Origin of the sequence: Lutibacter sp. B1, assembly GCF_012524075.1 — a bacterium.
In the GTDB taxonomy this organism is placed as follows: Bacteria; Bacteroidota; Bacteroidia; order Flavobacteriales; family Flavobacteriaceae; genus Lutibacter.
On record NZ_JAAZUI010000003.1, the window covers coordinates 188,661 to 209,796 of the forward strand.

Here is a 21,136-nt window from a genome sequence, read left to right on the forward strand (position 1 = left end):
ATTTATGTTAAAAAAAACACTACTCGTTGCAATTTTTTTATTTTCAATAGTAAATACAGCACAAAATAAACCGGCATATAAATTATATTCAAAAAACGGTAAAAAAGTTTCTTATAAAAGGATGATTTCAAAAATGAGTAAGGCCGATATGGTTTTGTTTGGCGAACTTCATAATAATCCAATTATACATTGGTTACAATTTGAAACTACAGAAGATTTATACAAAAAGCGAAAAATAATGTTGGGGGCAGAAATGTTAGAAGCAGATAATCAAAAAGAATTAGAAGATTATTTAACAGGAACTATTGATCAAAAAACATTTGATACAGTTGCAAGGCTTTGGAGCAACTATACAACAGATTATAAACCTTTGGTAGATTTTGCCAAACAAAACAACCTTAAATTTATAGCAACTAATATACCTCGAAAATTTGCCAGTCTGGTATATAGAGGTGGTTTTGAAGCTTTGGATGAACTTTCTGCAGAAGAAAAATCGTGGATAGCTCCTTTACCAATTAAATACGATGCAACATTGCCGGGTTATATAAAAATGAAAGAAATGATGGGAGGCCACGGAGGCGATAACTTGCCAAAAGCACAAGCAATAAAAGACGCTACTATGGCACATTTCATTTTAAAAAACAAAAAAGAAGAAGAGTTGTTTATACACTATAATGGCGCTTACCATTCTGATGATTTTGAAGGAATTTATTGGTATTTAAAACAACAAAAACCTGAATTAAACATTATTACCGTGAGTGTTGTTGAACAAGAAAATGTTAAAAAAATAACTAAAAATAATAAACATAAAGCCGATTTTATTATTGTGGTTCCAACTACAATGACCAAAACGTATTAGTTTAAAAAGTAATTAATAAGGAACTTTTTTGAAATTGATTTTTTAAATCAAAACATCATTATAAGTTCGTAAATTTTTAGTATTTTCGAATCACTATTAACTAAAAAATATACCATTGCCTAATTTATTTCATGAAAACGAATTCGTTTTCAATGTTTTATTTGAAGCAGTTTCTGAAGGTGTAGTGGTTGTTGATGAAAATCAAACAATTGTTGCTACCAATAAAGCTGCTGAAAATATGTTTGGTTACACTAAAGAAGATTTGCGTAATCAGCATTTAAATATACTAATACCTTCAACTTACCACTCAGTACATGGAGGGCATTTTGATAAATTCTACAAAAAATCTTCCACAAGGCAAATGGGACAAGGAAGAGAACTTTATGGAGCTCGTAAAGACGGAAAAAAATTTCCGGTAGAGGTTGGTTTAAATCCTTTTCAAATAGGTAATAAAGCTCTTGTAATGTCTATTATTATTGATATTACTGTACGAAAAGAATCAGAAGCTAAAATACTCGAATTAAACACACTCTTAGAAGAAAAAATAGCTGAAAGAACATCTGAGCTTAATAAAACTGTTGCTAATTTAAAAGAAGAAATTGACAAGCGAGTTAAAGCTCAATCTAAGTTGAGAAAAGCTCTTAAAAAGGAAAAAGAACTTAACGAGCTTAAAACCAAATTTTTATCGCTTGTATCTCACGAGTTTAAAACACCGTTAAGTGGTGTTTTAAATGCAGCTGTATTAATTGGGAAATACACCCAAACCGATATGCAAGATAAAAGAGAAAAGCATATTCTTACCATTAAAAATAAAGTTCATTATTTAAATGGAATTCTAAACGATTTTTTGTCTGTTGAAAGGCTAGAATCAGGTAAAGTAACCTATAAATTCACAAATTTTAAATTAAGTAAAGTTGTGAATGAAGTTATTTACAATGCTAACATGATGCTAAAAAAAGGGCAACGTATAATATATCCGAAAAACATTGATAATTTAGATATTTACCATGATGAAAAAATATTAGAATTAATATTTTCAAATCTTTTACATAATGCAATAAAATATTCTCCAGAAGATACTGAAATAGATTTTAAAATTATTCCAAGTTCAGATTCTATTGTTTTCGAAATAAAAGATCAAGGAATTGGAATTCCTTTAAAAGATCAAAAGTATATTTTCAACAGGTATTTTAGAGCCGAAAACGCCTTAACCAATCAAGGAACCGGGATAGGTTTAAATATAGTTAAAAGTCATTTGGAAAATCTGGGCGGATCAATAAAATTTGTGAGTATTAATAACCAAGGAACTACTTTTATTGTTAATTTACCATTAATTAAAGAAGAATGAAAACGATATTACTTATAGAGGACGACATAGTTTTAAGAGAAACTACAGCCGAAATTTTAGAGTTGGAAAAATATAAAGTTGTAACTGCTGCCAATGGTAAGCAAGGTGTTTTATTGGCAAAAAAAATAATACCTGATATTATTGTGTGTGATATTATGATGCCTGAATTAGATGGTTACGATGTGTTAAAACTTCTTTATAATGAAGAAAAAACCAAACGTATTCCATTTATATTTTTATCGGCTAAAACAGAAATGAAAGATATTCGTGTAGGAATGGATCTAGGAGCAGATGATTACCTGACAAAACCAATAGATGATGAACTTTTATTAAGTGCTATAGAAAGCAGATTGGCAAAAGCTGAATTGTTAAAAGAAGCTGAGGTAGTTACTAAAACTGAAAAACAAAGCGAGAATTTACCTGACGATATTACTATTGATACTATTGAAGATCTAAAAAATTATTTTTGCGATTTTGGAAAGGTAATGAAATGTAAAAAAGGAGAATTTATTTATGAAGAAGGGAATCATTCTAATTATGTTTATCTTGTTTATAAAGGTAAAGTAAAAGGGTTTAAAATAGATGAGTTTGGAAAAGAACTAATTATTACTATTCATAAAGATGATGATTTTTTTGGTTTTTCTGCAATTTTTGATAACTCGTTGAATTACGAATCTACCATGGCTATGGAAAAAGTTGAGATTATGGTAGTTGATAAAAAAACAGTACAAGAAATACTACAAAACAATTATAAACTTTCATTAGAAATTTTTCAGTTGATTAATGAAAATTTAACTGAAGTTAAAGAGCAATTATTACAAATGGCTTACGGTTCAATGCGTAGAAAAACAGCCAAAACCATTATTAAATTTGCTAAAAAAATGAGACATAAATCTTCTGATAGTATTAATATTTCTCGTCGTGATCTTGCGGGTGTTGCGGGTATTGCTACAGAAAGTTTAATTAGAACTTTAACCGATTTAAAAAAAGAAGGTCTTATTGAAATTGAAGGCAGAAATATTAAAATTCTTGATTTGAATAGATTAGAATCCATTCATTAATTTTTTCACTTTATATTAAAAAAAGATAACTTTTCCATCAAATTTTTACTGATTTATGTCATTTATTGTTAATACACCTTTATATAAGTTTGTATGAATAATAAATCTGATGAAAAATATATTGATTTTAACGGATTTTTCTCAAAAATCTTGGAATTCTATTGAGTATACGCTCAATATATTTCAAAATAACACCTGTATTTTTTATTTGTTGTATGCTGATAACAGTATTGAAAATGATTTTGAGTATACTGATGATAATCTAGAACAAGTAAAAGTAAAAAATACCGTAAATTCAAAAATTCAAAAATTAGTCAATAAAATTGATGTTTCACCACTAAAAGGGAATCATGTTTTTATTCCAATAAGTGCTGAAAACGATATAATAGAAACTTCAAAAGTAATTGCCAAAGAAAAAGAAATTGATTTAATAGTTGTAAGTACTGATACTATAAATTCAAAAGGAAAAATAACAATTGATACAATTTCTGAAGATATAATAACTAAAGTAAAATGTTCAGTTTTAGCAATTCCAAAAAAAGCAAGTTTTAAAGGGCTGAAAGAAATTGTTTTTCCTACAGACTATACGAATTTTTATGAAGCAAAATTATTGGAAGATTTAATGAATTTATTAGGCTATTATAAATCTTCGTTACGCTTTTTATATTTAGCTAAAAAGGATGAAGAACTTAATAAAGAACAAATTTGGAATAAAGAAACATTGCACGATTATTTTAAGGATCAACCGCATAGTTTTCATTCTGAAATAAATGAAAAGTTGGAAGTGTCTATAGAAAATCTTACTTCTAAAATAGAGGTGTCATTAATAGTAGTAGCCGCAAAAAACCTTAATATTTTAGAGCAAATATTGTTTAGACCACAACAAGATAACCTGAAATATTATACTAAATTACCTTTTCTGGCATTACATCAATCCAATTGATATTAAAGGAATTCAAACAAATTTTTAAAGTTCCTTTTAAAACTGTTTATTATATTGTTAAATTTGAGTGATTGTATTTTTACAATAATTACCTTTTAATTAAAAAATAAACACAAAACAATGAAAAAACTAACCTTAATTATTAGTTTTTTATTTCTTTCAATTGGAATAAACGCTCAAAGTACATTAGTTAACAATATTAAATTTAAAAATATTGGTCCGGCAATTATGAGCGGTCGTGTTGTTGATATTGATGTAAATGAAAACAAACCAAATGAATTTTATGTTGCTTATGCTTCTGGTGGTGTTTGGTATACAAATAATAATGGTACTTCTTTTGAGTCGATAACAGACAATGCTCCAACTCAAAATATTGGTGATATTGCAGTTGATTGGAATAGTGAAACTATTTGGGTTGGTACGGGTGAAAGTAATTCGTCACGTTCTTCTTATGCAGGTATCGGTATTTTAAAAAGTACTGATAAAGGAAAAAGTTGGACCAATGTTGGTTTAACGGATTCGCAACATATTGGTAGAATCATTATCAACAAAAATAATCCAAATGAAGTTGTTGTAGGTGTAATAGGGCATTTATATACACCTAATAAAGAAAGAGGTATTTTTAAAACTACCGATGGTGGAAAAACTTGGGAAAACGTATTTTTTATTGATGAAAATACAGGTGTAATAGATATTAGCGCTTCTCCAGCAAATCCAAATGTTTTGTATGCAGCTTCATGGGAAAGAAACAGAAAAGCTTGGAATTTTGATGGAGATGGAGAGCATTCTGCTATTTATAAAAGTATCGATTTTGGTTCTACTTGGACTAAGGTAACACACGAAGAAAGTGGATTTCCTACAGGAAGCGGCGTAGGAAGAATAGGTTTGGCTGTTTTTAATAATGATGTTGTTTATGCCTTATTAGATAATCAATATAGAAGACCTGAAGAAAAAAAGAAAAAAGAAGAAGGTTTACAAAAAGATGATTTTAAAAAAATGACTGTTGATCAATTTTTAAAGTTAGAAGACGATCAATTAAATGAGTACTTAAAAACTAATAAGTTTGATACTAAATACACAGCAAAAACTGTTAAAAAACAAATAAAAAAAGGAAGTGTTAAGCCAAGCGATTTAGCTGCGTATTTAGAAGATGCAAACTCTTTATTATTCGATACACCTGTAATTGGTGCAGAAGTATACAAATCTGTTGATGGTGGAAAATCATGGGAAAAAACACATGCAGGTTATTTAGATGATGTGTATAGCTCTTATGGTTATTATTTTGGAATTATAGCTGTAAATAAGTCTAATCAGAATAAAATTTATATAGGAGGCGTTCCTTTATTAAAATCTGACGATGGAGGTAAAACCTTTAATTCTATTGATAAAGAAAATGTGCATGCCGATCATCAGGCGTTATGGGTAAATTCAAATTTAGAAGGACATGTAATTGATGGTAATGATGGAGGAGTTAATATTACTTATGATGATGGTGAAAACTGGATTAAAAATAATCAGCCTGCTGTTGGTCAATTTTATTCCGTAAATGTAGATAACCAAAGTCCGTATAATGTTTATGGTGGTTTACAAGATAATGGTGTTTGGTATGGTCCAAGTAATTATAAAGCTTCAAAAAATTGGGAAAGTACAGGAGATTATCCTTATAAAAGCATAGGAGGAGGTGATGGAATGCAAGTACAAATTGATTTTAGAGATAATAATATTGTATATAGTGGCTCGCAATTTGGTTATTATTATCGTGTAAATTTAAAAACAAAAGAATTTATAACTATTCATCCAAAGCATGAACTAGGAGAGAGTCCTTATCGATATAATTGGCAAACACCAATTTTACTATCGCCACACAATCAGGATATTTTATATATGGGAGCTAATAAATTATTACGCTCCATGGATAAAGGGGTTAATTTTGAAGTGATCTCAGATGATTTAACTACAGGAGGAAAAAAAGGAAATGTACCTTACGGAACCTTAACTTCAATTTCAGAAAGCCCATTTCAATTTGGTTTTATATATACAGGAAGTGATGATGGCTTTGTAAATGTAACTGCAAATAGTGGAGGAACCTGGATAAGAATTTCTGATAATTTACCTCAAGGTTTGTGGGTGTCTAGAGTAATTGCTTCGCAATACGAAAAAGAAAGAGTGTATGTTACTTTGAACGGTTATAGAAACGATGATTTTAAACCGTATGTTTTTGTAAGTGAAAATAAAGGGCAAACATGGAAAAATATTAATAGCAATTTACCAAATTCTCCAATAAATGTAATTAAAGAAGATTCTATCGATGAAAATATTTTATATGTTGGTACCGATGAAGGTGTTTATATAAGTTTTAATAAAGGTGAAGAGTGGTTGCGTTTTTCAAACTGTATTCCAACAGTTGCGGTACATGATTTAGTGATTCAAAATGAAGCTAAAGATTTAGTAGTTGGTACGCATGGACGTTCAATTTATAAGGCAAGTATTGCTCAAATTCAGCAATATAATTCGATAAAAGATAAAGAAATTGTTGTTTTTGAAATGCCTCCACTACGTTTTTCGAAAAATTGGGGAAGTTCTTGGAGCAAATGGGATAAACCTATAAAACCGGAAATTACAATACCATATTATGTTTCACAATCGGGCACATATCAAATTGATATTTTAGCAGAAGACAACACTAAACTAAACAGTTTTGAGGTAGAAGCAATTGAAGGATTCAATTATTTTACCTACGATGTATCAGTTTCTGAGAAAAAAGCGAAAGAAAAATCGTTTAAAAAAGCAAAAAACGATGTGTACTATTTATCTAAAGGAAATTACTCAGTAATTGTTTCAAAAGGAAAAACCTCATATCAACAAAAATTTAAAATAGATTAAAATTCATATAATTTTTTCAATTTATAGGTTTAAATGAAAGGCTTTCGTGTAATTTTAGTTGGTGCAATAGTTTTTTTGCAAAATGCTATTTATGCACAATCTGATTGGGAAAAATTTAAAGAACAATCTTCACCTATAAAATTGTGGGTATTATACCATCCTTTTAAAGCCAAAAAAGCGTTACAAGTTTCATTAGAAGCGCAAAAAGTAGCAGATTCTGTTGCTAAAACAAATCTATTAGATGGTGATAAAGCCGGTGGACAAGTTGATGCTTTCAGACATGCATATTGGATGGCAAGATTGCATCAGGAAATTGGCAAAAATGCGGCTTATTCTTTAGGTAAAGCACATGAAAGAGAAAATTATAAATCTTTTAAAAAGCATAAATTAGAAGATGGAGAGGTACCCGATAAGGCTTCTAAAGAAATGGATTTATTTAACAATAAAAAAGGGTTAAGTTATACACAAAAAGGTGTTTTAACTCTAAAAAAAGCTTTGGTTTATAAAGTTGTGAATGCTGTTTTAAAAGGAGATTTAAAAATTATTAAAAAAGATTCTTTAGGGAATTATACAACTTGTAAAGGAGATATTATTCCATCTGAAGAATTACTTCATAAATGGAAAAATAAAAAATGTATTATATCGTCAGAAAATTAAAAAAGTGGCTGTTAAATGCAGCCACTTTTTTTAGTTTAGTATTTTAGCTCTTCCAATTCTTTAAAAGGCGAAAGATTTAGTTTTTCAACAGTTTTTTGGTAATTTACCCAATCAGTATTGTAAAATTTGTTAATTTTTGAGATTACTTCACTAACCTTTTTATCAGCATTGTTTACTAAAGTAATTTCTGTTTCTCCAGGCTTTTCAAGCAAAGCATTTATATACATTGATGCTGTGTACAAGTACGAAATATTACTAGGAAATTCTGTAGCTGTAATTCCTTGTCGTTTATCTTCTTTTCCTAACATTTCATCTAGCAAACTATCAACTTTTTTTAACATTTCTTTGTTTAAATCAGTTGTTTCTTTATATAATTTTTCTTTATCCTGATCTTTGATTCTTTTTTGATAATCTTCAATTATTTCTTTAGATTCCAGTAAACGTTGGCTAGCTTCTCCGGCAATACCCATTTTATTTTCAAGTTGTTTTAATAAATCGTATTTGCTTTTTAGAACTTCAAAAGGCATATTAACTCTAGGGTCATAAGTTACATTAATAGTTTCCGTAGCAGTTTGATTTCCAAAATGAAGTTTAATTTTATAAGTACCCGGAAGCACAGTTTGTCCACTTGGCTCAGAAATATTTTTTTTCTCTAATCTTCTTGAAGGGCCTTTGGTACCTTTTTCTTCTAATCCCCAATACATCCTATGAACACCATTTTCTTTTGGAGCTTTATTTTTGATTGTTCGTATTAGTTCGTTTTTGTCATTATAAACTTCAAAGAAAATGGAATCAAATTTTACCGAAGGTTTCTCAGATTTCATTTCAGAAGTGCTGTCTTTTTTAGATGTATTTTTAACATCTTCATCCTCTTTTTCACTTTCTTTAGGTCGGTTAATACTGTAAGTTATCATGGCACCGTCGTTCTTATTTTCTCCGTTAAATATGGCATTTGCTCCAAATCGTGTTCCTGTTGGTTGCTGTGTTTGTGTAATGTATGCCGGTGGAGGAGCGAATAAATGCAAAGGTTTTTCTAAAATTTGTTTTCCTTCTTTTGCCATAGCTCTAAAAGGTCTGATATCATCAATTACATAAAATGATCGGCCAAAAGTTCCAATTACCAAATCGTGTTCTCTTGGATGAATGGCTAAATCCATTGTTGATACCTGAGGGTAGTTGTTAGTCCATTTTGTCCATGTTTTACCTTCATCAATACTTATATATAAACCATATTCAGTTCCAAGAAACAGTAAATTAGGTTCTTCAATATCCTGTATTACAGAAAGAGTATAGCCAAAAGTTTCATCTTTACCGGCTAACAAGTTATCCCATGTTTTTCCGTAATCTTTTGTTCTAAATAAATAGGGTTTAAAATCAAATTGTCTGTAATTGTTTACAATAGCATAAGCTTCACTTTTGTTATATTTTGAAGCGCGTATTTGTGCAACCCAACTTTCTTTAGGCATTCCTTTAATGTTTTTTGCAACATTGGTCCATGTATTTCCTCCATCTTTAGTTAGTTGAATGTTTCCATCATCAGTGCCAACCCATATCATATTTTTATCTAAAGTACTGGGTTCAATTGCTAAAATTGTACAATGATTTTCAGCTCCTGTAGCATCCATAGTAATGCCGCCACTTTCATGTTGCTTTTGTTTTTCTTTGTTGTTAGTAGTTAGATCTGGTGAAATAATTTCCCAAGTATATCCGTGGTTTGATGATTTATGTACAAACTGACTTCCAAAATAAATAGTTTCATTATCAAAAGGATTTATGGCAATTGCCGAATTCCAGTTAAAACGAAGTTTCATATCAGCGTCAGGGTGAGTTGGTCTTATTAATTTTGAATATCCTGTAACTCTATCATATCTGCCTACATAACCTTGTTGAGACATGGCGTAACCATATCGTGAATTTTTAGGGTCAGGAACAACATCAAATCCGTCACCAAACATAACTTCTTGCCAATAGGAGTTTCTAATACCTTGAGATTTTAATACATATGAAGGGCCAACCCACGAACCGTTATCTTGCATTCCTCCGTAAATATTATATGGAAATTCCATATCAACATTTACGTGGTAAAATTGACCAACAGGAATATTTTCGGCAAAACGCCAAGTTTTACCTCGATCTCTGGTAATGTAAAGACCTCCATCATTTCCGTCTATCATAAAATCAGGATTTTTTGGATGAATCCACCATGCATGATGATCCGGATGAATTCCTTTTGAAGTACCATACGCCGGCATCAATTGTTTAAATGTTTCGCCACCATCTTCACTTACATTAACGTATGTAAATACTGTATAAATTCTATTTTCATTAAACGAATCAACATAAATATCAGAGTAATAAAAAGGTCTGTTTCCAATACCATCAGGGCCTCTGCCGCTCGACTTGTCATTTACCATTTTCCAGGAAACACCGCCGTCTTCAGATTTGTATAGTGCATTTTTTTTAGCCTCAATTAGAGCGTACACAAAGTTAGGATTGCTTGGAGCGATGGCTAACCCTATTCTTCCTAAATTTCCTTCAGGTAAACCATCTTTATCTGTTAGTTTTTTCCAAGTTTCACCACCATTATATGTTATGTACAAACCTGAGCCTTCTCCACCCGAATTAAAAGTCCACGGTTTACGTTGATGTTCCCACATAGCGGCAACTAATTTATTAGGATTTGTTGGGTCTACAACTAAATCGGAACAACCGGTTTTGTTGTTTACAAATAATGATTTTGTCCAAGTTTTTCCGCCATCAGTAGTTTTAAACACACCTCTTTCTGGATGTTCACCCCAAGGTGAGCCAATGGCACCAACATAAACGGTATTAGGATTATCTTTATCAATAATGATTTTATGAATATTTCGTGTTTTTTCTAAACCAACTAATTTCCAAGTTTTACCGGCATCTAAGCTTTTATATAATCCATAACCTCCGGTTAAACTGTTTCTCGGATTTCCCTCGCCGGTGCCAGTCCAAATTACGTCAGGGTTACTTTGTTGTACAGCAATGGCTCCTATTGAAGCTACAGGCTGTTCATCAAATATTGGTTTCCAGTCAATACCGCCACTTTCAGATTTCCATAAACCACCAGAAGCAGAACCAACATAAATTATTTCAGGACTATCATTTACCACGTCAACAGCAGTAATTCTACCACTCATTCCGGCAGGTCCAATAGATCTTGGTTTGATGTTTTTTAATTTTTCTAAATCAATTTGTTGTGATGTTGCAATTAATGTAATTAAAAGTGTGAGTAGTGGAAGTTTTTTCATTATTATTAATAATATGTTAAAAATTCATTAATTAAAGCTAATTTATAGTATTGAAGTGGAAGAAATGTTAAATATTTCACAAAAAAACCTTATTTAAAATTGTTCTAAATATGCTAAAATGTTATATTTGAATTTAAATAGGATAAACATAATTATTATATTTGGTTCCTTATTAAAACCTACAATAAAATGAGTGGATTTTTATCTTCATCAATCGCGAGGAAAGTAGCGATGTCTCTATCTGCACTTTTTCTTATTATTTTTTTAATTATTCATTTCGTAGCTAACGTTACATCGTTGTTTAGTGAGAATGTGTTTAATGAGGTGTCCCATTTTATGGGAACCAATCCTTTAATACAATTTATAGTACAACCAATACTTATTATTGGTGTAGTTTTTCATTTTATAATGGGATTTGTGTTAGAGGTAAAGAATAAAAGAGCTAGAAATGTAAAATATGCTAAAAATAATGCAGCAGCAAATTCAACTTGGATGTCACGAAATATGATCTATTCAGGATTGGTTGTTTTAGCATTTTTAGTTTTGCATTTTATTGATTTTTGGTTTCCGGAAATGAACTATAAGTATATCGAGTTTCTTCCGGAAGATCCAACAAGATATTATGCAGAGTTACATCATAAATTTCAGAATCCATTGAGAGTAGGAGCTTATGTAGTTGCATTTATTTTACTTGCATTGCATTTACTGCACGGATTCCAATCGGCATTCCAATCAATAGGCTTTAATAATAAGTACACAAATTGTGTAAAAAAATTAGGTAAATGGTATGCTATACTTATTCCTTTAGGATTTATTATCATTGCATTGTGTCACCATTTTAACCATTAATCTTAGAGAATATGACTACTTTAAATTCAAGAGTACCAGAAGGTCCAATAAAAGATAAATGGACATTATATAAAGACAAAATAAATTTAGTTAATCCTGCTAACAAGCGTAATATAGATATTATAGTTGTTGGTACAGGTTTGGCAGGAGGTTCTGCTGCCGCAACATTAGCTGAATTAGGATATAACGTAAAAGCTTTTGCATACCAAGATTCACCTCGTAGAGCACACTCGATTGCTGCTCAGGGAGGTATTAATGCTGCAAAAAATTATATGGGTGATGGCGATTCTAATTATCGATTATTTTACGATACTGTAAAAGGTGGAGATTATCGTTCTCGTGAAGCAAATGTATATCGTTTAGCTGAAGTTTCAGGAAATATAATTGACCAATGTGTTGCTCAAGGAGTCCCTTTTGCTCGTGATTATGGTGGATTGTTAGATAACCGTTCGTTTGGTGGTGTGTTGGTTTCTCGAACTTTTTATGCGAAAGGACAAACAGGTCAACAATTATTATTAGGTTGTTATTCAGCAATGAACCGTCAAATAGCACGTGGTAAAATTGATATGTACAATCGCCATGAAATGTTAGATGTTGTTATTGTTGATGGTAAGGCTAGAGGAATTATTGCGCGCGATTTAATAACCGGTGAAATTGAACGTCATTCTGCTCATGCAGTTGTAATTGCTACAGGAGGTTACGGAAATGTATATTTTTTATCAACCAATGCAATGGGTTCCAACGCAACAGCTGCTTGGAAAATACATAAAAAAGGCGCTTTTTTTGCAAACCCTTGCTTTACACAAATTCACCCAACATGTATTCCACGTTCCGGTGATTATCAATCAAAATTAACGTTAATGTCAGAATCATTACGTAATGACGGTAGAATTTGGGTGCCTGCAAAAATTGAAGATGCAAAAGCAATTCAACAAGGGAAATTAAGACCTACTGAAATTGCTGAAGAAGATAGGGATTATTATTTAGAAAGACGTTACCCTGCGTTTGGTAACTTAGTGCCTCGTGACGTAGCTTCAAGAGCAGCAAAAGAACGTTGTGATGCCGGCTACGGTGTTAATGCAACAGGTGAAGCAGTTTATTTGGATTTTGCTTCAGCTATTGAGCGTTATGGTAAAGAACAAGCTAAAATACACGGAATTAAAAATCCTTCAAAAGAAAAAATTACAGAATTAGGTGAAGGTATTATAGAAGCAAAATATGGAAACTTATTCCAAATGTATGAGAAAATTATAGATGAAAATCCGTATAAAACTCCTATGATGATTTACCCTGCAACGCATTATACAATGGGAGGTATTTGGGTAGATTATAATTTAATGACTACTGTTCCGGGATTGTATTGTATTGGAGAAGCTAATTTTTCTGATCATGGAGCAAACAGGCTAGGAGCCTCTGCTTTAATGCAAGGGTTGGCTGATGGTTATTTTGTATTACCTTATACTATTGGTGATTATTTAGCTGATGATATTAGAACTGGAGAAATCTCAACAGATTTGCCAGAATTTGAGGAAGCAGAAACAAAAATTAAGGAGCAATTAGAATTCTTTATCAATAACAAAGGAACACATTCTGTAGATTATTTTCATAAGAAATTAGGAAAAGTAATGTGGGATAAAGTAGGTATGGCTCGTAATGAAAAACATTTAAAGGAAGCAATTCAGGAAATTCAAGAAATTAGAGAAGATTTTTGGAAAAATGTAAAAGTTCCGGGTAATTTAAATGAATTTAACCAAGAATTAGAAAAAGCAGGTAGAGTAGCTGATTTCTTAGAATTGGGCGAATTATTCGCAAAAGATGCATTAGAAAGAAAAGAATCTTGTGGAGGTCATTTTCGTGAAGAATATCAAACTCCGGAAGGGGAAGCGTTACGTGACGATAAAAACTTCGCTTATGTTGCGGCTTGGGAGTATACAGGAAAACCTAGCGAAGCTATTATGCATAAAGAAGAATTAAAATTTAAAGATATTGAATTAAAAACTCGTTCATACAAATAGAAATTAGCGAAAAGGGAAAAGCTAAAAGTGAGCAGTATAAAATCATATAAAGAATTATTGGTTTGGCAAAAATCAATTGAATTAGTTAAAGAAATTTATTTGCAAACAGAACTTTTTCCTGCAGATGAAAAATTTGGATTGACAAGTCTAATAAGACGATCTGTTATTTCAATTCCTTCAAATATAGCAGAAGGATGGGGCAGAATGTCAAGAAAAAATTATATTCAGTTTCTAAGAATTTCAAGGGGTTCTTTGTTTGAATTAGAAACACAAATTATTATTTCAAAAGAATTAAAATATTGTACTTATAGCGAAAATATCGATAGTTTAATTATAGAAATTAGCAAAATGCTTAATTCATTAATTAAAAAATTGGAAGAAAAGCAATAATACCTTTTCGCTTTTCGCTAATCACTAAAACCTAAAGTTATGAATTTAACGTTAAAAATTTGGAGACAAAAAGGACCTCAAGATAAGGGTAAAATGGTCGAATATAAAGTAACCGATATTTCAGAACATATGTCTTTTTTAGAAATGATGGATGTATTGAATGAAGAATTGGTTGATAAAGGTGAAGAGCCTATAGCTTTTGATCATGATTGTAGAGAAGGTATTTGCGGTATGTGTTCTTTACATATTAATGGAGAAGCTCATGGTCCGGATAGAGGAATTACTACTTGTCAATTACATATGCGTATGTTTAAAGATGGTGATACAATTTATATTGAACCTTGGAGAGCAAAAGCATTTCCTGTAATTAAAGATTTAGTGGTGGACAGAACCGCTTTTGAGCGTATTCAGCAGGCTGGAGGTTATATTTCAGTAAATACATCAGGAAATACTCAAGATGCCAATGCTATTCCAATTCCTAAAAAAAATGCTGACTTATCTATGGACGCAGCTGCTTGTATAGGTTGTGGAGCTTGTGTGGCTAGTTGTAAAAATTCAAGCGCCATGTTGTTTGTTTCGGCAAAAGTTTCTCAATTTGCATTGTTGCCACAAGGTAAAGTTGAAGCGGCTGATCGTGTTAGAAATATGGTTGCTCAAATGGATGCAGAAGGTTTTGGAAACTGTACAAATACAGGAGCTTGTGAAGTAGAGTGCCCTAAAGAAATTTCATTAGAAAATATAGCTCGTTTAAATCGTGAGTATTTAAAGGCCAGTATTTAGAAGATAACTATTATAAATTTAAAAAAGCCTGTTTTAGAAATAAAACAGGCTTTTTTATTGCTAAAATATTTTTTAGATGTTAGTTTTAGTAACTTTAAAGTTAAATACGCCACCTTGAATTTATTTCAAGATTTCTATTTTTGAGATTCTGAAAAGAGTTTAAATGATAATTTTAAAATTTATGGAAAATCTTACAATAGCTTTGATACAATCCGATTTGATTTGGCATAATCCAGAACAAAACAGAATCAATTTTACAAAAAAAATACACCGGATAAATAATTATGTTGATGTAATTATTTTGCCCGAAATGTTTACAACAGGTTTTAGTATGAACCCTCAGCATATTTCTGAAACAATGCAAGGTAAAACCCTAAAGTGGATGCAAAGAACAGCTTCTGAAAAAAATGCTGCTATTGCAGGAAGTATTATCATTTTTGAAAACGATAATTATTATAATCGTTTTTTATTTGTGCATCCTTCAGGGGAAATTGATTATTATGATAAACGCCATTTATTTACGTTGGCAGGAGAAGATAAAATTTATACTGCAGGAGTAGAGAAAGTAATAAATGAGTATAAAGGTTGGAAAATTTGCCCACAAGTTTGTTATGATTTACGTTTTCCGGTTTGGGCCAGAAATGTTGAAAATTATGATGTATTGCTGTATGTTGCTAATTGGCCAAAGGTTAGAATTAAAGCTTGGAATGCTCTTTTACAGGCAAGGGCTATTGAAAACATGTGCTATACAGTTGGGGTTAATAGAGTAGGAATTGATGAAAATGAATTTGAATATGATGGACATTCAGCAGTTTACAATTGTTTAGGTGAAATAATAACAAGTGTAAATGAGAGTGAAGAGGTTACAGTAATTAGTACGTTAAATAAAAATCATATACATGAAATTAGGAATAAATTGAATTTTTTAAATGATAAAGACAGTTTTAAATTTCTTTGACTTAATAATAAAGTCTTGCTGAACTTGTTTCAGCATCCTCATTTAGGAAGTTAATATACTACTAAAAAGGTCAATCTAATTTTTATGAGTTAACTATAACTTTAGATTTAATTTCAGTTTCAACCTTACTAAATAATTCATCAAATGGTAATGAGTTAGCTTTAATAGGCTCATGAACATCAAACGTTAAGTTTACGCCTATTTCCATAGGGAAACCGCCATATTTTAACAATTTCCAAGAGTTATTTACGGTTATTGGAACTATATAAGACGAAGGCGCATTTTCAACCAGCATTTTTAGTCCGTTTTCTGAAAAACGTTTAGGTTCACCGGTTCTGCTTCTGGTTCCTTCGGGAAAAATTACAGCAGAGTAGTTATGCTTTTCTATATATTTTCCAAAATTTATAATTGCATTTAAGGCTTGTTTAGAATCTTTTCTGTCTATTAATACAGAGCCGCCATGTTTTAAATTAAATGAAATACTTGGTATTCCTTTTCCTAACTCTTTTTTAGACACAAATTTTGGATGGTATTTGCGTAAAAACCAAATGTATGGAGGAATGTCATTCATACTTTGGTGGTTGGAAACAATAATTAATGGTTTGTTTTCAGGAAGTTGGTATTTGTTGTTAAATTTAATTTTAGTTCCTAAAATGTATAAACAACTAACAAGAAAAAAGTTTAAATAGTCTACCGATTTTTTATGAACATTATAGCCACCAAATTTTAATGAAATCCATTGAATAGGGTGAAAAATCACTAAAAATAACCCAAAAAAGAAATAATATAAAACGGTTAATATATATGCTATTAGTTTTCTCATCACGCAGTTGAGAATTTTTAATAATACATTAAATAATATTCTGAGCAAAATACGTACTATTTATTTTACTCAGAATATTATAATCTTTAAATTAATTAGCGGTAAACCATAAATTCCATGGTATTACTGCAAGAATTAAAACTAAAGCTATTGTGTAAAAAATAGCTATGGTTTTAAATTTTGAATTATCAGTAGTTTTCTTTTTGTGTTTAGAAAAACCTATTGTAATTAAAGTTATTGCTATTAAAATCATTATTGGGTGTTCAACTAAAATTTTTCTTAGTTCGCTATTCTTCATTACAGGTCCCATTCCAACACTACGCATTGTTTCATAGTATGTAGAAGTGTAATAAGCCACTAAACCTATTAAAAGTTGTATATGTGTAACTATTAATGCAAATAATGAAAAACGTAAATCTTTAGCTTTAAATTCTTTTTTTGAAAAATAACCCATTAATGCATTAACAACAGCAACTATTAATACAATTAATACGATGTAAGCCCAGTAGGAGTGAATTGTTTTTATCATGTTTGTTCGTTTTAATTAAATTCAAAAGTAATGAAATAAATTGAAAAGTTTATTATTAAAATAGTTATAAGGTTTTAGTTAAATCTAATTTTAAATGTAATAATTTTATTAAGAATTGTTATTTATTAATAAGTTTGTAGAAACATAATTTTGGTAATAAATAATTAGAACCTTAAATTTTAAACTAAAATCTTTTGAAAAAAATAATTTATATATTCATTTTTGCATTTGTAAGCCCTTTTTATGCTCAAATTCAGTCGTATTATAATGGTTTGGATCTTAATAAAACAGGGAACGACTTGTTTTTAGAATTAGCGACCAGATTAGAATCTACACATACAGGAATTCCTTATACATCATCGTCTTCAACAGATGTTTGGGATGCTTGTAAATTAGCAGATGAAGATCCTGAAATTTCAACAAATGTGCTATTAATTTATGGGTTTAATGATGATGATGGTATACCGGATACAGATAGAACTAGAAACAAAGATTTACAAGACACAGGAAGTGGAGATTCAGGTGTGTGGAATAGGGAACATGTTTTTGCAAAATCATTGGCAATACCATCGCTTGTGGCTGAGCCTGATCTAATAAATCCAGGTTCTGATGTTCACAATTTACGTCCGGCAGATAGGGATAGAAATTCAGAAAGATTGAATAGAAAATTTACCGATGGAAGTGGTAATTCAGGAATAATTTCAAGTAATGGAGGTTGGTATCCGGGTGATGAATGGAAAGGAGATATTGCACGTATTGTAATGTATATGTATACTCGATATCATGGAGACGGATCTAAAAGTTCAGAAACAAGTTGCTTGCCAATTAATGTTGGTTACGGAACAACGTTAGCTGTTGATTCTAATATGATTGATTTATTTTTAAATTGGAATGTGGAAGATCCTGTTTCAACATTTGAAGCCAACAGAAACGAAGTTCTTTACGGTATTCAAGGTAATAGAAATCCTTTTATTGACAACCCATATTTAGCAACGTTAATTTGGGGAGGTTTAATTGCCGAAGACAAGTGGTGGTCTAACAATTCTTCTGATACTGAAGCTCCAAGTGTGCCAACAAATTTGATGGCGTCAAATATAACTGATGAATCTTTTGATATTAGTTGGGATGCTTCTACAGATAATGAAAATGTATATGATTATTTAATTTATTTAGATGGTGTTTATTTACAATCTTCAACAGCGCCATCAGCATCAATAATAAATTTAAATCCTAACACAAGTTACGCAGTTACTGTTAAAGCAAGAGATGTAGCTTCTAACCTTTCAGAAACCAGTAACATACTTAATGTAAAAACCTTAGAAGGACCAATAATTTTAATTGAAGAAGATTTTAGTGATTGTGGTCCAAATTTAAAATTTATTGAATATAGTGAGGCTAGTGAAAATAACTGGGCTTGCGAAACAATATATGGGGAAAATAATTCTGGTTCTATGAGTATTAATGGGCATAAAGAAGATGTGTTAAGTAAAGATTGGTTGATAACAAAAAATCCTATTGATTTTGATGTAACTACGGGAGAAAAGATAAGTTTTTATACCGATGCTGCTTATGGTTCAACACCATTGGAGTTAAGATATTCATCTGATTATGATGGCTCTGGTAATCCGATTGATTTTACATGGATAACTGTACCTAATATCACGATTCCTATACATTCTGATGGTAGCGGAACTGAAGAAGTTTATATTTTTAGTGATGTAGATATTAGCGCAATTACAGGTTCAGTATATATTGCTTTTAAATATTATTCAGATGGAAATCCTACACGGTGGACTGTTGATAGTTTTGAAATTACTGCTGAAGAAGAAAATGAAGATATCGATAATGATGGTGTACTAAATATAAATGATTTGTGTCCAAATACTCCTGAAGGAGAAGAAGTCGATGCAAATGGTTGTTCAAACGGGCAATTAGATGATGATAATGACGGTGTACAAAACAGTAATGATTTATGTGCAAACACACCTGAAGGAGAAGCAGTAAACTCCGAAGGGTGTTCTGAAAGTGAGTTAGATGATGATAATGATGGAATAATGAATAATGTAGATTTATGTCCAAATACACCTGAAGGAGAAGAAGTCGATGCAAATGGTTGTTCAAACGGGCAATTAGATGATGATAATGACGGTGTACAAAACAGTAATGATTTATGTGCAAACACACCTGAAGGAGAAGCAGTAAACTCCGAAGGGTGTTCTGAAAGTCAGTTAGATGATGATAGTGATGGGGTAATGAATAATGTAGATTTATGTGCAAATACTCCTGAAGGAGAAGAAGTTGATTCAAATGGTTGTGCTGAGAGCCAATTAGATGATGATAACGATGGCGTTTTTAATAATATAGATCAATGCCCCAATACACCTATTGGTGATAATGTAGATTCCTTAGGTTGTTCAATATTTATTATAGCCCCTGATAATTTCAATATAGAAGTAATAAGTGAAACATGTCCTAATAAAAATAATGGGCAAATTATAATTTCAGCAAATGAAACATATAATTATGTAGCAACACTAGATGGAATAGATTATAACTTTTCAAATAACTTAACAGTAGAGTCTTTAGCGCCTGATACGTATGAATTATGTATTGCTATCCCTGAAAATAATTACGAGCAATGTTATATTGTAGAAGTGGCAGAAGGAACAATTATTTCTGCAAAATCATCTGAAACAAAATCAGGAAAAACAACAATAAATATTGAGCAAGGAACAGCACCTTACCAAATATTTATTAATGGTGAACAATTATTCGAAACACTTTCATCATCATTTACAATTGATGCGAAACAAGGTGATTTAATTGAAATAAAAACAGCCATAGACTGTGAAGGGGTGTTTGCTAAAACAATAGAATTGTTTAATGTATTAAAAGTATATCCGAATCCAACAACAGGTTCTTTTGAAATTGCTGTACCAACATCTAAAAATGAAGTTACCATTGAATTATACAATGTACATTCACAAATAATTTCAGTAAGAAATTATCCTGTTAGTTATGGTAAAGTGTATTTAAACCTTGAAAATAAACCAACCGGAATATACATAGCAAAAGTATATTTGGATAAACCAATAACCTTAAAAATTATTAAAGAATAAGTTTCTTTATTCAATAAAAAAGTAAAAGATATTGTGTGTTTTAAATACAATATCTTTTTTTTGTTTTATACTTAGTTAATGTTTATTAAATTCTTATATAAATAAGATGGAATAGAGAACCTTTAAATCAAAGATATCCTCTTATTGAATTGTAAATTTTATAGAGAATAAATTAAGGCTATTGTAATAAAAAGTATTGTAAATAGCTATAGTATTAACGTTAGCTCAATTTAAAAGTGTCTGATAATTAATTAGATATGTTTTTGGTGACACTGTTTCACAAAGTGTGTAAGTATAAAATATCGAGGGTTTAGCTAATTATAGCTGGACCCTTTTTTCAAATATGACAAGGAACTGATTTAGGATAATGCCCCAATTTTGGATTGGCATTGACCATTTTTTGGTAGCTTCTCTCAAAGCCAAATATACGGATTTCATTACAGATTGATCAGATGGGAATGAAAGTTTGTTTTTGGTGTACTTTCGGATTTTCCCATTCAGATTCTCAATAATGTTCGTTGTGTAGATTATTTTTCTGATTTCCAGGGGAAATTCAAAAAATACGGTCAGGTCTTCCCAATTGTCTTTCCAGCTTTTAATGGCGTAGGAATATTTATCTTCCCATGCGGCTGCAAAATCGTCCA

The 21,136-nt window shown here is 30.7% G+C and carries 16 protein-coding genes; 12 read left to right on the forward strand and 4 right to left on the reverse strand.

All coding sequences use genetic code 11. From position 1 onward, the window contains the following. The first annotated feature begins 4 nt into the window (after positions 1–4). The 6 genes from HGB55_RS03140 (at position 5) to HGB55_RS03165 (ending at position 7,751) form a co-directional block, all read left to right on the forward strand. The gene (locus HGB55_RS03140) at positions 5–859 is read left to right on the forward strand and encodes a ChaN family lipoprotein (protein ID WP_168814568.1); all 855 of its coding nucleotides are present in this window, start codon (positions 5–7) and stop codon (positions 857–859) included. A gap of 115 nt (positions 860–974) precedes the next feature. Next, complete coding sequence (locus tag HGB55_RS03145) at positions 975–2,207, forward strand: PAS domain-containing sensor histidine kinase (RefSeq protein WP_168814570.1); 1,233 nt, start codon at positions 975–977, stop codon at positions 2,205–2,207. Continuing rightward, complete coding sequence (locus HGB55_RS03150; protein ID WP_168814572.1) at positions 2,204–3,268, forward strand: response regulator; 1,065 nt, start codon at positions 2,204–2,206, stop codon at positions 3,266–3,268. The genes HGB55_RS03145 and HGB55_RS03150 overlap by 4 nt, the downstream gene beginning before the upstream one ends. A gap of 109 nt (positions 3,269–3,377) precedes the next feature. Beyond that, the gene (locus HGB55_RS03155; protein ID WP_168814574.1) at positions 3,378–4,211 is read left to right on the forward strand and encodes a universal stress protein; all 834 of its coding nucleotides are present in this window, start codon (positions 3,378–3,380) and stop codon (positions 4,209–4,211) included. 120 nt (positions 4,212–4,331) lie between these two features. Next, positions 4,332–7,094: a glycosyl hydrolase gene (locus tag HGB55_RS03160; protein WP_168814576.1), complete on the forward strand. Its 2,763-nt coding sequence runs from the start codon at positions 4,332–4,334 to the stop codon at positions 7,092–7,094. A 33-nt stretch (positions 7,095–7,127) separates the two neighbouring features. Continuing rightward, positions 7,128–7,751 (forward strand): hypothetical protein, encoded by a 624-nt coding sequence (locus HGB55_RS03165; protein WP_168814578.1) that lies wholly within the window; start codon positions 7,128–7,130, stop codon positions 7,749–7,751. Between the two features lie 35 nt (positions 7,752–7,786). Here the strand turns inward: HGB55_RS03165 and HGB55_RS03170 are convergent, their stop codons facing one another. Further along, positions 7,787–11,029: a hypothetical protein gene (locus HGB55_RS03170; RefSeq protein WP_168814580.1), complete on the reverse strand. Its 3,243-nt coding sequence runs from the start codon at positions 11,027–11,029 to the stop codon at positions 7,787–7,789. A 189-nt stretch (positions 11,030–11,218) separates the two neighbouring features. On the opposite strand from HGB55_RS03170, the gene HGB55_RS03175 reads away from it, so the two are divergent. The 5 genes from HGB55_RS03175 (at position 11,219) to HGB55_RS03195 (ending at position 16,021) form a co-directional block, all read left to right on the forward strand. Next, complete coding sequence (locus HGB55_RS03175) at positions 11,219–11,878, forward strand: succinate dehydrogenase cytochrome b subunit (RefSeq protein WP_168814582.1); 660 nt, start codon at positions 11,219–11,221, stop codon at positions 11,876–11,878. Positions 11,879–11,889: 11 nt separating this feature from the next. Then, positions 11,890–13,893: a fumarate reductase/succinate dehydrogenase flavoprotein subunit gene (locus HGB55_RS03180; protein WP_168814584.1), complete on the forward strand. Its 2,004-nt coding sequence runs from the start codon at positions 11,890–11,892 to the stop codon at positions 13,891–13,893. Positions 13,894–13,920: 27 nt separating this feature from the next. Further along, positions 13,921–14,283: a four helix bundle protein gene (locus HGB55_RS03185; protein WP_371807795.1), complete on the forward strand. Its 363-nt coding sequence runs from the start codon at positions 13,921–13,923 to the stop codon at positions 14,281–14,283. Between the two features lie 39 nt (positions 14,284–14,322). Next, positions 14,323–15,063: a succinate dehydrogenase/fumarate reductase iron-sulfur subunit gene (locus HGB55_RS03190; RefSeq protein WP_168814586.1), complete on the forward strand. Its 741-nt coding sequence runs from the start codon at positions 14,323–14,325 to the stop codon at positions 15,061–15,063. Positions 15,064–15,244: 181 nt separating this feature from the next. Then, the gene (locus tag HGB55_RS03195; RefSeq protein ID WP_168814587.1) at positions 15,245–16,021 is read left to right on the forward strand and encodes an amidohydrolase; all 777 of its coding nucleotides are present in this window, start codon (positions 15,245–15,247) and stop codon (positions 16,019–16,021) included. An 82-nt stretch (positions 16,022–16,103) separates the two neighbouring features. On the opposite strand, the gene HGB55_RS03200 is transcribed toward HGB55_RS03195, so the two are convergent. Both HGB55_RS03200 and HGB55_RS03205 read right to left on the reverse strand, forming a co-directional pair. Further along, complete coding sequence (locus HGB55_RS03200; protein WP_168814589.1) at positions 16,104–16,844, reverse strand: 1-acyl-sn-glycerol-3-phosphate acyltransferase; 741 nt, start codon at positions 16,842–16,844, stop codon at positions 16,104–16,106. A 91-nt stretch (positions 16,845–16,935) separates the two neighbouring features. After that, a complete protein-coding gene (locus HGB55_RS03205) occupies positions 16,936–17,373 on the reverse strand; it encodes a hypothetical protein (RefSeq protein WP_168814591.1) in 438 nt (145 codons plus the stop codon). 194 nt (positions 17,374–17,567) lie between these two features. Between HGB55_RS03205 and HGB55_RS03210 the strand changes: the two genes are divergently transcribed. Continuing rightward, positions 17,568–20,492 (forward strand): endonuclease, encoded by a 2,925-nt coding sequence (locus tag HGB55_RS03210; protein WP_168814593.1) that lies wholly within the window; start codon positions 17,568–17,570, stop codon positions 20,490–20,492. Between the two features lie 318 nt (positions 20,493–20,810). Here HGB55_RS03210 and HGB55_RS03215 read toward each other — a convergent pair. After that, positions 20,811–21,136: transposase (locus tag HGB55_RS03215; protein ID WP_168814595.1), on the reverse strand; the 326-nt coding region annotated here is incomplete at its 5' end.